12 protein-coding genes and 1 tRNA gene are annotated in these 12,801 nt (G+C 64.8%); 5 read left to right on the top strand and 8 right to left on the bottom strand.

Annotation, left to right across the window (positions count from 1 at the left end; translation table 11 throughout):
* Positions 1 to 67: 67 nt before the first annotated feature.
* Positions 68 to 496: a nitroreductase/quinone reductase family protein gene (locus ACYVKL_RS11505; RefSeq protein WP_213560972.1), complete on the bottom strand. Its 429-nt coding sequence runs from the start codon at positions 494 to 496 to the stop codon at positions 68 to 70.
* A 131-nt stretch (positions 497 to 627) separates the two neighbouring features.
* On the opposite strand from ACYVKL_RS11505, the gene ACYVKL_RS11500 reads away from it, so the two are divergent.
* The 3 genes from ACYVKL_RS11500 (at position 628) to ACYVKL_RS11490 (ending at position 3,882) form a co-directional block, all read left to right on the top strand.
* The gene (locus ACYVKL_RS11500) at positions 628 to 1,002 is read left to right on the top strand and encodes a DUF4234 domain-containing protein (protein WP_379161950.1); all 375 of its coding nucleotides are present in this window, start codon (positions 628 to 630) and stop codon (positions 1,000 to 1,002) included.
* 79 nt (positions 1,003 to 1,081) lie between these two features.
* Positions 1,082 to 2,536, top strand: a complete 1,455-nt coding sequence (gene tnpB / locus ACYVKL_RS11495) for an IS607 family element RNA-guided endonuclease TnpB (protein ID WP_379161947.1) — start codon at positions 1,082 to 1,084, stop codon at positions 2,534 to 2,536.
* Positions 2,537 to 3,216: 680 nt separating this feature from the next.
* Positions 3,217 to 3,882: a hypothetical protein gene (locus ACYVKL_RS11490; protein ID WP_379161944.1), complete on the top strand. Its 666-nt coding sequence runs from the start codon at positions 3,217 to 3,219 to the stop codon at positions 3,880 to 3,882.
* A gap of 9 nt (positions 3,883 to 3,891) precedes the next feature.
* Here ACYVKL_RS11490 and ACYVKL_RS11485 read toward each other — a convergent pair whose 3' ends face one another.
* Together ACYVKL_RS11485 and ACYVKL_RS11480 are read right to left on the bottom strand one after the other, a co-directional pair.
* Positions 3,892 to 4,884: a hypothetical protein gene (locus ACYVKL_RS11485; protein WP_379161941.1), complete on the bottom strand. Its 993-nt coding sequence runs from the start codon at positions 4,882 to 4,884 to the stop codon at positions 3,892 to 3,894.
* 6 nt (positions 4,885 to 4,890) lie between these two features.
* Positions 4,891 to 5,277 (bottom strand): hypothetical protein, encoded by a 387-nt coding sequence (locus ACYVKL_RS11480; RefSeq protein ID WP_379161938.1) that lies wholly within the window; start codon positions 5,275 to 5,277, stop codon positions 4,891 to 4,893.
* A 253-nt stretch (positions 5,278 to 5,530) separates the two neighbouring features.
* Between ACYVKL_RS11480 and ACYVKL_RS11475 the strand changes: the two genes are divergently transcribed.
* Positions 5,531 to 5,604 (top strand) — tRNA-Ile (locus tag ACYVKL_RS11475).
* Between the two features lie 371 nt (positions 5,605 to 5,975).
* On the opposite strand, the gene ACYVKL_RS11470 is transcribed toward ACYVKL_RS11475, so the two are convergent.
* The gene (locus ACYVKL_RS11470; RefSeq protein WP_379161935.1) at positions 5,976 to 6,755 is read right to left on the bottom strand and encodes an alpha/beta fold hydrolase; all 780 of its coding nucleotides are present in this window, start codon (positions 6,753 to 6,755) and stop codon (positions 5,976 to 5,978) included.
* A 59-nt stretch (positions 6,756 to 6,814) separates the two neighbouring features.
* On the opposite strand from ACYVKL_RS11470, the gene ACYVKL_RS11465 reads away from it, so the two are divergent.
* A complete protein-coding gene (locus ACYVKL_RS11465; RefSeq protein ID WP_379161932.1) occupies positions 6,815 to 8,581 on the top strand; it encodes a GNAT family N-acetyltransferase in 1,767 nt (588 codons plus the stop codon).
* 18 nt (positions 8,582 to 8,599) lie between these two features.
* Here the strand turns inward: ACYVKL_RS11465 and ACYVKL_RS11460 are convergent, their stop codons facing one another.
* Genes ACYVKL_RS11460 through ACYVKL_RS11445 form a run of 4 tightly spaced genes read right to left on the bottom strand, consistent with a single transcriptional unit; the run spans position 8,600 to position 12,732 of the window.
* Complete coding sequence (locus tag ACYVKL_RS11460) at positions 8,600 to 9,418, bottom strand: MBL fold metallo-hydrolase (RefSeq protein ID WP_379161929.1); 819 nt, start codon at positions 9,416 to 9,418, stop codon at positions 8,600 to 8,602.
* A complete protein-coding gene (locus ACYVKL_RS11455; protein WP_379165689.1) occupies positions 9,415 to 11,004 on the bottom strand; it encodes a zinc-binding dehydrogenase in 1,590 nt (529 codons plus the stop codon). Before ACYVKL_RS11455 ends, ACYVKL_RS11460 begins: the two co-directional genes overlap by 4 nt.
* A 43-nt stretch (positions 11,005 to 11,047) precedes the next feature.
* Positions 11,048 to 11,611 (bottom strand): ester cyclase, encoded by a 564-nt coding sequence (locus ACYVKL_RS11450; protein ID WP_379161926.1) that lies wholly within the window; start codon positions 11,609 to 11,611, stop codon positions 11,048 to 11,050.
* A gap of 11 nt (positions 11,612 to 11,622) precedes the next feature.
* Positions 11,623 to 12,732: an MBL fold metallo-hydrolase gene (locus ACYVKL_RS11445; RefSeq protein WP_379161923.1), complete on the bottom strand. Its 1,110-nt coding sequence runs from the start codon at positions 12,730 to 12,732 to the stop codon at positions 11,623 to 11,625.
* Positions 12,733 to 12,801: the final 69 nt, after the last annotated feature.

Genomic DNA, 12,801 nt, shown 5'->3' with positions numbered 1-12,801 from the left:
GGGAAGTACTCCCCTCTAGCCAGCAGGGTAGCCGACCCTTACCCGCGAGGTCCACCTGACAGGGGTGTCAGCGCGGTGTGAGGACCACCACCGCGATCGGCCGCGACGTCATCGTCTGATACTGCGTGTACCGGCCCTTGTTCACCTTGTCGACCAGCTGGAACCGGCGCGCGTACTCCGGATTCTGCGGATAGGTGGCGGTGGCGGTGACCGGAATCCGCTGGGTCCCGATCTGGATCTCGCACTGCGGGTGGGACTTCACATTCGCCAGCCATCCCGGCGGCCGCGGCGACCCGCCATTGGACGCGGTCACCAGATAATTCCGGCCGTCCCGCGCATAGGTCAGCGCGTTCGTGCGCTCCTGACCGGTCTTCCGCCCCATCGACCGCAGCAGCAGTGTCGGATTCCCGAACAACAACTTGTGCCCGAGCGCGCCGTGACTGTTCTCGTAGATCCACTGGTGCGCTTTCAGCACGTTCCCGAACAGATTCGCCATCATGTGCCTCTCTGTCGTTGTGGTGGCTCCAGATTAACGCTTCACGATCAGGTCACGATCCTGTGGATACGTTCCGCGAGCCGGTTCGCTCCGGGCTTTGAAAACCGCACCACGACAAAAGGATTCACCACATGACCACCGCCCTCGCCACACCGATCAAACCGCGCAACCCCGTGCTGGTGTGGCTGGTCTGGCCCCTGCTCACCCTCGGCATCTACGTCCTGGTCTGGTACTACAAGATCCACAAGGAAATGGCCGAACTCCGCCGCGACCCCGAAGCCCCCGTCGCCGGCCCCCTCCTGGTCATGCTCCTCCTCTCCTGGACCGGCATAGCCGCCCTGATCAGCTTCTGGCGCACCGGCACCCGCATCAGCCAGTCCCAGGAGGCGGCGGGCCTCGACCCGACCTGCAACCCCCTCTACGGCTTCCTCCTCAACTTCGTCTTCGGCCTCGGCATCCTCTACTACCAGCTCGAACTCAACAAGATCCCCGACCGCCTCGCCTGAGTTGGCGCGACGTCCTGCCCCGTGGCCCCGGGCAGGACGTCGTCCCGACTTGTCGGACCCTTCTGTCATCATGGGCGTCATGGTTCACCAGGACGGCTGGATCGCACGGGCATATCGCTATGCCTTGGATCCGACGTCCTTCCAAGCCGATGCTCTGGAATCTCACTGCGGTGCTGCCAGATTCGCTTACAACCACATGCTCACCCAGGTGACCGCCGTGATCGATCAGCGCACCGCGGAACGGTCCTACGGCATACCCGACGAAGCTCTGACCCCGGCCTCGAGCTGGTCGCTTCCCTCGCTCCGCAAGTCGTGGAATCAACGCAAAGACGACGTGGCCCCGTGGTGGCGTGAAAACAGCAAGGAGGCCTACAACTCCGGGCTCGCGGCCTTGGCGGACGGCCTCGATATCTGGTCCAAGGCCCGCCGCGGCGAGCGGGCCGGCACCGCCCGTTTCCCTCGCTTCAAGCGCAAGCACCGCGCTGCCAAGTCTGTTCGGTTCACCACCGGCGCGATCAGGGTCGAGCCCGGTCGTCATCATGTGACCCTGCCGCGACTGGGCAGGATCCGTACCCATGAATCGACCCGGAAACTCGGGCGCAGACTCGAGCAGGGTTCGGCGCGAATCCTGTCCGCGACGGTGCGCTATGAGGGCGGGCGCTGGTACTGCTCGTTTCATGCCCTCGTCCAGCCCTCCTCGACACCCGGAGTCGGCTCACGGACGCGGAATCCGATAGTCGGTGTCGATGTGGGTGTGCGGGACCTGCTGGTGGTCGCTGCACCGGACGGAACGGAAGTGGACCGCGTTCCCGCACCCAGGCCCCTCGCTGCTCAGCAGGCAAGGCTGCGCCGGTTGCAACGCCGCGCGGCTCGTCGCCGCGGTCCGTGGGACGACGATGCGGAGAGGAAGCGTAGGCCCTCCCAGCGTTGGCATCGAGCCCAGCGAAGCATCGTGAAGACTCATGCGCGCGTGAGCAACCTGCGCCGGAACGTGCTGCATCACGCCACGACGGAGCTGGTCCGAAGGCATGAAGTCATTGTGCTGGAGCGACTGACCGTGGCGGCTATGAACCGTCGCGGTGGCAAATACAAACGCGGATTGAATCGCGCGATCGGTGATGCGGCCCTGGGCCGGATTCGCACGATGCTCGAGTACAAGGCCGATTGGTCCGGCCGGGCAACCTTTGCCGCCGACCGCCACTACCCATCGACTCAACTGTGTTCGGGTTGCGGAGCGAAAACCAAGCTCCCGCTCTCCGAGCGCACCTACCGCTGCCGCTCCTGTGGCCTCGTGATCGATCGAGACCTCAACGCGGCGATCAACCTCGCCCGCCTCGGCGTCACCCTGCCCGATCAGGGTGCGAGTACCGGTACCGGGAGCAGCCCGGCCGCCAGCGTTCCGGCTGGAAAGGGATGTGGAGCCGTCCGCAAGACCTCCTCCGCCCGAACGGTGGAGAAGGCAGGAGGCCGCGAAGCGTCTACCCAACCCGATGCCGTCCCCGCACGCCATCGGACCGGGACTGCCGCCTCGTAAGGGGCGGCCGCGAGTGCTGATCGTTTGCGAACCTTCAGCACCCCGCGGCGGCGGTAGCTCAGTCGGTTGCCGACACGGCCCCACTGTTTGTGGGCCCATGTTCCGACTTGCTACGCAGTTGAGTAAATGGAGAGGCGGGGCGGGGTAATAGGTAAGTAGGTAAAGGGTTTTGGTGGGTAAGAAGTAAGTGGTTACGTTGGGTAATGAGCGTTGCTGTTAGGTAGGTGGTTGCGTCGAGTGACGTGGGGTGCGTACGTGACGGTCGCGCAGGTGGCCGGGTCCGGAGCGCTGGCGCGGTGGTGTCGTCCGGTGCGAAGAGTTGCGTCGAGGCGGCCGAGTTCGGCGTGAATGGTCGCGGTTGCCAGCCCGGTGCTGGGAATGGCCCGGAAGCGCTGTGCGGGTAGTGGATTCCCTGGGCGCGCGCCGCATGGTAAGGGCGTCCAACCTCCCGTCAAGGAGCGAATTTCCCATCGGTTGGTTGGTTCGAGGTTCGTCCCGGTGATGGAAATTCGCCCCTTGAGCGTGAGCCTCCTGGACGCCCTGGGCAGGCGGTGAGGGCAGGCCGCGGGCCTGCCCCGGACACAGCGCGGCGCGCGCCCAAGGAATCCACGCTCTGCCGGGCCTCCCTTTCCTGTTGACACGTACGTGTCAAAACCGTTGGGCCGCCGGTTGACACGCCCGTGTCAAGCACTCGGAAGGACCCGGAGATCATCACCGACTCCGACACCATCACCGGCCTACTCGTCACCGCCCTGGAAAACACCTGGGCCGCAATCCGATCCCAGCATCCCGATGTCCCGAACGTCGTGCTGACCGTAGGTGCCGGATCAACCGGCGGCAGGGAACTGACACTCGGGCACTTCGCGCCGAACCGATGGGTGCGCGGCGAATACGAGCTACACGAACTGTTCGTGGGCGGAGAAGGGCTTCAACGCGGCACTGTCGATGTGCTCGGCACCCTGCTACATGAGGCCGCTCACGGGGTCGCAGTTACGCGCGGAATCAAGGACACCAGCCGCCAAGGCCGCTGGCACAACGAGCGATACCGCGCCCTTGGCGAAGAACTTGGGCTCACCCTAGCGCATCACGTCAAGATCGGATGGTCAATCACCACCGTGCCCGATCAGACCCGTGGACGCTACCGGGACGAGCTGGACGAGTTGGCGTTCGCTTTGGTCGCTTATCGTCGACGCGAGCCGAACCGGAACGGTGGGCGTAAGTCCAATAACAACGGGTTAGCAGGTGAGTGTGGCTGTGGCCGCAAAATTCGGCTCTCCCGCACCGTATACGAAGCTGGTCTGATCTTCTGCGAGTTATGTGGGTCAACATTTTGCGAAGACATGTAGTTCTATTAATTAATTGCCAAGAATGACTTCTGAAGGTTGCCAAGAATTGGCATCTAGATCCCAATCGAGAGAATGTTGACGATTCGTGGTGGTCGCGGGGCTGTTGGCCGCGTTTCTATCCCGTCCCATCCATCGCAGTGGAACCTCGGGACTTCCAATTTCAATTCGACGTTCTACACCGTTCAAGATTGCAGTAACTATTAGCTCTCCGGTATACAACTTCGAACCGTCACCTTCTATGATAATCTCGGTCGTTTCGTAGTCTCCTGGCTTCACATTAATTGATGCCGGAGGCATCGGAGATTCACCCTTGTTCTGTGGCTTTCCAGGTACCGGGAACAGTTCAAGAGAGACCTTGGATGTTAAGGTATCGACATGGACGATGTAGCCAGGAAGTCCACCTGCGCCGTGGAGGCATTGAACGAATGATCCGGTGTTGGGTTCAAAATTTTTTGCCGTGAACAGTTTCACTTCAACTGCGGTGATTGCTACCTGGTCGGCTAGACCGGCAACTGCACGTAGGTATGTGGAGGGATAGGTTGTGTAGAAATTGGGGTTGGTGGTCAGCCAATCAGACCAGGTGTGACAATGCGAAAATTTGTCGTTAGGCGAATACGGTGGCGGTGTGGGTGGAAGCCCTTCGCTGTAGTACCATCCACTGTAAATGTTCCAACCGCCGTCTAGTCTGACATCTGCTAAAGTTGCTGGCTTGGGGAGTTTTGTTGAACAATCTAGCGACACGCTTCCGTTAGCTATATTTATATCGGATGCGTTGCACTTTCCTCCTTGGCTGTCTGCATGATCCCGCAGTCGCGCTAGTTTTGGCGTAAAGAATAATGTAGAAATTAGAACCAGGGTTAGGCCAATGAAAAACCATTTGTTCGGTAGCCTGGAGTTTCTTTCTTGTTGCCTGGCATTCTCGGCTACGATAGTGCCAAAGTTATGCCCTGCGAAATTGATCTGACGAGATTCATCGTTTGATTTCGGCTCGAAGGTTTGCATGTCGAGTCAAAGTATGGTGATCTGCCCTTTGTTATCGCCAAGGAAGACTGTTTGCTTGGATTGGTCGAATGACTGAACTACGGCGCGGTTAATAGTTTCGTTTTGTCGCGCCTCAGCTATCAGCTGAACTAGCTCGGAGCCAAACTCCGCATCTTCGCGTGCGGCTTCATCGATCAATCTTGCTACTTGCGCTTGGGTGGTTGGTGCCGGGTCGGCTATAAGGGCAGCAACCGAGGTCTCCGACTCTGGATCGTCATGGAACTTCGCCAAGATCGCCGCGTGGAGGCGCTTGACCGCGGTCCAAGTACTCTCGCCAGCGTCGGCGGCTATTGTCTCGCCAAACTTTGATGCCAACAGAACTGCCGCCGCAAACCCTATCGATATTGGGTCCATACCCCACCTCAGCTAGAAACAGGCAAACTGACGTCATCCTAGGCGAGATTGACGCGGTTCGCTTGATCTTAGATGAGGATGGTCCGCGAGATGTGTTTGGAGACTTAGGATCTCAGGCAGATCGCCTGTTAGGCGGCCTGGGGTCATCCCCTAGGTGGGATCTATCCGCGTCGCGGCGGTTGCCATGACGGGCGCGCCCTGGACCCGCTTGGTTTGTCGGTCCACCGTTGACTTGCTAGGGTGCCGAAGGCACGCCCCTGTAGCTCAATAGGTTAGAGCCGACGACTCATAATCGTCTGGTTGCCGGTTCGAGCCCGGCCGGGGGCACGTCGAGACCCCGCCTTGCTCGTGACAAGGCCGGAGGCGGGGGACTCGAAGACCAACGAATTTTGTCTTTTTGGTCGCCTTCCAGCAGGGTTTTCCCAGGTCGGCACAGTGGCAAGGCTGATTGATCTCATAATCCATTGGTCGCGGGTTCGAGCCCCGCCCGCCCCACAACCCCCACCTTCCGCGCCATCGGCATCGAATCGGCTTGCGGAGCACGCCACCTCACTTCCGCTGCATTCTTCCGGCGCCGAACAGTTCTGTGCCGCAACGTTGTTCACGACACAGGTGGTGGCATAACGGGTGGGCGCGGGGCGTGCGGCCTGGCGCTGCGCCACACGAGATCCGGCCGGCGCTCGGCTAGGGCGTCGTGCCTACCCGTGTCGTGCTACGTCCTCGCACAGGATGCTCGGCCAGCGTGCGAGATCGGCCGGTGTGTGCGCCACCTCGAGTGTGGCCGTCGGCAGCAGGTCCACCAGCTCCTCGGCGGTCGACACCGGATGGGCGGGGTCGTCGATCCAGGCCAACACCGTGGTCGGCACCTCGATCGCGGCGATCGCCTCGGGGGCGGGCAGGTCGCTCATCGCTGCCCCGCGGAACAGTGCGGGCAGTAGGTGCTCGGCGACATCCGGCACGGTGTCCGGCGTTCCGACGGTGGCCGGCGGGCGAGGCGCGGTGAGATCGGCGCCGAGGAAGGCGGCGAGTCCCTGCTCTTCGATCAAATGGGCATTCTTGCGGTAGACGTCGGCCTTCGCGGCTCGGGTGCGCCAAGCGGTCGCGGGCACGAGCAGGGTGAGGCCGGCGAATCGGCCGGGATCGCGGACAGCGGCATGCAGCAGAGTCCCGGTGCCCATCGACGGACCGACACCGTGCACCTGTTCACCGGGGAACCAGTGGTCGAGCAGGTTCAGCAGGTCATCGGCCAGAACCGGCCACCGATAGTCCTCGGGGACGGCACGACCCGTCGATTGGCCGTGGCCGCGCGCGTCGTACCGCAGCAATCGGGTTCCGCTGAGTCCGCGGCCGAGATCGAGGTCCATCAGACGGTCGCGGTGACGGCTGGAGGTGAGGCCGTGGAGCTGGACGACCGGGTGGCCACCCTCGTCGCTCAATTCCACGTCGATGTCGGCGCCGGAAACGCGGAAGGTCGGCACGGTGGCTCCAGGGTGCTGGTGAGACGGCGATCGCTCGAGAAGGAGCCTAGGATACCGTCATGCGGCTGACCAACGTCGCGCACCTGCGCCTGCCGTTCGGCCGCCTGCTGGGCTTCGACGTCACCGCGGGGCGGGTGGGCCGGTCTCTTCCCGTGTCCTTCGACCAGCGACGCCATGTCGGCGCCGGCGACCGAGCGGGATCCTGGATGGCGTTGTCCTTCAAGCTCTCCGCGCCGGTACCGCCCGACGAGCTCGCGGCCGCCTGGCTGGCGGTGATCGAGCGCCACGGCACGCTGCGGTCGGTCTTTGTGCCGGGCGAGGACGGCGAGCCTCGGCTGCACGAGGTCGATATCCGCCCCGGCGGCTGGGTCGAGCATGTGATCGCTCCGGGGCAGGCGGTCAACGATGCGCTCCGCGCCGTGCTCGACCATGCTTGTTCACCGTACGGTCGTCCGTCGTACCGGCTCTGTGTGCTCGAGACCGCGGTCGGGCCGACCGTGGTGGTCGCCGCCGACCACGCGCACGTCGACATGTGGTCGATGCTGGTGATCGCGCGGGACCTGCTGACCGCACTGGCCGCGGTGCAGAAGGGTCGTGCACCGTCGTTGCCGCCCGCACCCGCCTTCGCGGAGCACACCCGCGCGCTGCGGGACCGCCCGCCGGCGCCCGACGAGGTACACCGCCGCTGGGCCGAGGTGCTGGCGGGCAGCGGCGGTGTGATGCCACGGTTCCCGCTGCCGCTGGGTGAGGCGACGTTGCAGGAGGAGCGCGTGGAGGTGCGCGATGTCCTCGACGTCGATGACAGCGCCGCGTTCTCGGCGCAGGCCCGCGACGACGGCGTGTCGACCTTGGCGCTGGTGGTGGGGGCGATGACCGAGGTGACCCACGAGTTGGCCGGCACCGCACTGCGGGCCGTGTTTCCGGTGCACAGCCGGTACGACGCCACCTGGCACGACTCGGTGGGGTGGTTCATCACCAACTCGGTGCTCGAGTCGGCCGACCCCGATCCCCGTGCCAGCGCCGAGGCGGTGAAGGAGGCCGTCCGGATGGGGTCCTGGCCACTGGAGGACATCCTGCGTCCGTGGGGCGGGATGCCCGAGGCGCCGGGGATGTTCGCGATTTCGTGGCTGGACCTGCGTCGGCTGCCGGTGCGAGTCGACGCGACCGGATTGGAGGCGCAGTACGTCGGCGCGACGATTCGGACCGACGGCGTGATGCTCTGGTTCATCCTCGACGAGGCGGGGCTGCACCTGCGCTGCCGGTATCCGGACACTCCCGAAGCCCGGCGACACGTCGGCGCCTGGCTGGACACCCTGATCGCCCGACTGCAGTCACGGGCACGGGCTTCGGTCGGTGGTCGGCTCCGACTGGGCGACCGGATCTTTCGTGTGCAGCGGGCGGGGCGTGCTGACGTGCCGGCGCTGGTCGCGCTGCTCTCCGACGACGAGATCGGCCGTACCCGCGAAGGTTTCGACATTGCCCGCTACGAGGAGGCATACGACGCCGTCACCAGGGATCCGTCGCACTATCTGGCTGTGGTCCGGGACGAGGGCGACCGGATCGTCGGCACCATGCAGCTCACCATCATTCCGGGGCTGTCCCGCGGCGGTGCCACCCGCCTCCAGATCGAGGGAGTCCGGGTCGCTGCCTCGGAACGCTCTCGCGGCATCGGAACCGCGATGCTCGAGTGGGCACACGACCACGGCAGGCACCGAGGTGCGACACTCGCGCAGGTCACCACAGACCGGGTGCGCGAGCGGGCTCACGCCTTTTATGCGCGGCTCGGGTACGACAACAGTCACGTCGGGCTGAAGCGGGCGCTCTGACCGATTCCCGGCGCTCGCTCAGGGGCGCGAGGGGGGCGCCTCGGTGTCGAGCTGTTGGGCGCGGCGGAGGAGGGTGGGGTCGTGGGCGTTGATCAGTAGGAGGTCGGACGGCTTTGTGGTCCATAGTTCGGTGAGGCGTTCGTGGTTGGCGCGGACTTGGGGTGGATTGTGGGCTACGAGGCGTTCCATGGTGGTGAGGGCTTTGGGGACGTGGCCCGTGCCGTCGATTTGGCCGTGGTGGTAGAAGGCGTCGCCGGCGTGGAGGAGTTGGTGGGTGCCGGTGTCGATGGCTATGGCGGTGTGGCCGCGGGTGTGGCCGGGGAGGCTGATGATGGCTAGGCCGGGGGCTATGTCGGGGAGTTCCTTGGTGGCGGGGAAGCCGTTCCAGGGTTCGCCTTCGCCGGGGGTGTGGAAGACCAAGGTGGGGTGGTGGGCGTGTTGGGTGGGGAGGTAGCGGTGTTTTTCGACGAAAGTTCGTGGGTGTAGGGCTGCGTCGGCTTCGGCGGCGGTGAGATGGACTCTGGCCCAAGGGAAGTCGGCCAGGCCGCCGACGTGGTCGGCGTCGAAGTGGGTGATCACGATGTCTCGGACGTCGCGTGGGTTGAAGCCGAGGCGTTCGATTTGGCGGATGGCGGCTTCGTTCTCGTCGAATCGGGGGCGCACGTAGAAGCGGCCGGGGCCGAAGCGGCGGGCGGGATCGGCGGCATCGTGGAGGCCGAGTCCGCTGTCCACCAGGGCGAGGCCGGTGTCGGTTTCCAGGAGCAGGACGTGGCAGACCAGGCCGTCGGGGGTGCCCGGGGGATGCATTGTGCCGCAGTTGAGGTGGTGGATCTTCATCCGAGCGCCTCGAGCATCGCGGTCATGGTGGCGGGATCGCCGCCGATGAGACCGGCGTCGATGGTTTGGATCGGGTTGCTACCGTCCCAATTCGCGGCGGCCAGCTTGACCAGGTCGAAGACGAACTTCTTCGTGCCGCCGACGTCGGAGATCTCGATGACCGTGCCGGGATGGTGTTTGGTGCGCAGGTAGGCGAATCTGCCGTCGGCGCCGCCGATCCGGCCCTCCTGCCCGACCGTGAATCCGGCCGCGAGAGCCCGGTCATAGAGTCCCTGATAGTCGTCGCTCCAGTAGGCGATGTGTTGTACGCCTTCGTGTTCGGCGTTGAGGAAGTCCCGGTACATCGAGGGGGCGTCGTTGGTGGGGGTGATCAGCTCGATCTGGATGTCGCCGCTATTGGCGACCGCGACATCCATCGCCATCGCCGAAGGCTCGCCCCCGTAGGTGAAGTCCGCCGGGCGGACGTCGCGCAGGAAGAACCACGGGCCGATGCCGCAGGCGACGAAGTTTCGCATCGACGCCTCGATATCGCTTACGACGTAACCGATTTGGGCGATACCGCCGAACAGGTTGGCCACCGGGCCGGGGGCGGGCGTGGGGCCGGTGTGCGCGTCGGCGAACGACAGGACGACCTTTCCGGTGGCCCCGTTGTCGCGGAGCCGCCGCGCGGCGGTGACGGCGTCGTCGACAGGATGGACGCTGTCGAGCTTGGGGACGATCTTGCCCGCCGCGACCGCGGGCAGGACCCGGTCGGTCAGGGCCGCGACGACGTCGCCCAGTTCCGTGCGGGTACGGATGCTGAACGTGGTGCCGAGCAGGCGTTGACGGCGGAAGGCAACGGTGTCGAGATCGAGGGTGGTCACCGCGCCCGCGAGTCGCCCGATGCTGATGATCGTGCCGCCGATCGCGGTGGCGGCGGGCAGCTGAAGGAAGAGGTCGCCGCCGACATGGTCGAGGGTGATGGTCACGCCGGCGCCGTTGGTGGCCGCGAGCACAACGTCGGCCAGATCCTCGGTGGCGGTGTTGACCGCGATGTCGGCGCCCGCCCCCAGTAGGGCGGCGCGTTTGTGGTCGCTGGTGGTCGTGGCGATGACCGTGCCGGCGCCGAGGGCCTTGGCGAGCTGAATACCGATCAGGCCGATCGCGCTCGTGCCGCCGACGATGAGGACGGTGTCACCGGCGGTGAATCCCGCTTGGGTGACGAGGGCGTCGTGTTCGGTGATGAGTCCGACGGGCAGGCCGGCCGCGGCCTCGAAGCCGAGGTGGTCGGGGATGGGCACCAGCATTCGCGGGTGGCACAGGGCGTAGTCGGCGAAGGCGCCGATGGTGATGCCCATGACCCTGGTGCCGACCGGCAGGTGCGGTGCGAGCAGGCTGGAGGATTCGACGATCCCCGCAACTTCCATACCGGCGACGAAAGGTCCCTCGCCTTGCGAGTTCGCGGTGTAGCTGCCGTCGAGGGCGTAGAGGTCGGCGCGGTTGAGTCCGGCCGCCATCACCTGGACGCGGACGGCGCCGAGTTGTTCGGGCAGGTCGCGGTTTTCGAGGATCCAGTCGGCTCCCTTGCCGCCGACGAGCGCACGCATTGTCACGGTGTTCTCCTGAGTTCGTTCGAGTCGAGTGCGGCGGTCAGTCGCCGAGGTTCGGTGGCGTGGTGGCCAGCAGGCGCGGGTCCGGTTCGGCGCCGGCCGTGGCGAGCGCTCCGGCGAGAGCCTTTGCGAGCGTGAGCAAGTCGCGGGGGCTGCGTTTGTCCAGCCCGCCCAGCAGCTGCTTCAGAACGGTGAGCTGGTCGAAGTAGATCCGTTCGATCGCCAGGTGCTCGTGCTCGTCGAACACGAAATACGCCGTCATCCTGGTCCGATGGGCCGAACCGGTCGGCGGGATCTTGCCCAACGGACCGAGATGCGTTCCCAGCAGCCAGAATTCGACGATCACCGCGTCATGGCTGTGCCGCAGCGCGATGATCTCGTGATCCTGGTCGGGGAACGCGACGCGAGTGTCGTGGTAGTAGTCGCGGACCTCGCTGTCGCCGTCGTGGACGACCATCGGGGCGATCAGCTCGTAATGCGGGTGCGGGAACGTGGAAAGCGTTGCGTCCCAGTCCTGGGCCACCTCGTCGTGGAAGTGGTCGAGGACGAGCTTCTCCCGTGCGCGCAGGACATCCTCGGGAGGCAGGGTGAATCGTGACGACATCGGGGGTCTCCTCAGAGCTGTGGTCCGTGGGTGATGTGGCCGTGGCTGAAGGTGGGGCGGGTGCCCGGGTTGGTCCACATGCCGGTGAGTTCGCTGGATGGGAAGAACTGCAGGAAGCGCGAGTCGGATTGACTGCGATCCGCCAGCGTCTTCTCGAGAATGATCGAGTTGTATTGATCGGCGGTGGTCTCGATCGTGTTGGCGTTGAGCACGATCTCCTGCTGCCACTGCCGCGCCCACCGGGCGAGCCCCGGCAGCCGGGAGTGCTCCGGTGTCAGCGCCTCGGTCGCGATCACGTTCTCGCTGCTGACCCAGATTCCGGTCGCGGTATTGACCACCAGGCTCTGATTGCCGAACACATGGCCTGGCGTTTTGACCACGGCGACACCGGGACCCAGGACGATCGAGCCGTTGATGGGCAGGAACGCTTCGGCGGGGACATCACGGTAGGTGGCGGGCTGATACCACGGCTTCTGCAGCGGATGCAGCTCCGCCATCGCGGCCAGCTCATCCTGCTGCACAATGACTTTCGCATTGGGGAAGAGCGCTGTCGGTGTCGTGCCGAGGTCGTCTTGATGCGCGGTGGTGCCGATCCAGCGCCGCAGGTCCTGGGTGTGCAAGTGGTCGAACATCAGGTAGTCGACCTCCTCGCGGGCGATCCCCAGGCGCGACAGATGGTCCAGCACCGTGCCGTGCTCACGGACCATGCGCCGTTCGATCACCGCCGGAGTGTGTTGCGACAAATTGTCGAAATACGGTGTGTACCTGCCGAGTTCGACGTCCGATGGCTCGAACAACAGGATGCGGCGGCGGCCGTCGGAGTCGCGCCAGCGGATCACGAGCATCCGGTTGGTGATCGACAGGAACGGCGCGAGCGCCCGCGAGGCGCGGAACAAACCGAAGCGTGTCGGGTACGGCAGGGTCACCAGATCGCAGGTGGTGATGCTGTCGGGGGTGCCGGTGCCGGGAAACTCGCGGCGGAATGCCTCTGCTTGTCGACGGGCGACCTGTAGTCGCGCGCCCGGGCCGCCCTCGACGCGGGCGGGATCGGTGAAGGTTTCGATTCGGGTTCCGGTGGTCGGCAGATCGACCACATCGGAGGTGCCCCAGGGGAAACGCATGTCGGACTCCAATATCCACAGCGTGGGTTTTACTGCTCACAACGTATACCCACAGTGTGGATTTAATCA

The sequence above is a fragment of the Nocardia tengchongensis genome (genome assembly GCF_054781395.1).
Note: the sequence above shows the minus strand (reverse complement) of the source record. Positions and strands in the feature narration are given on the sequence as shown.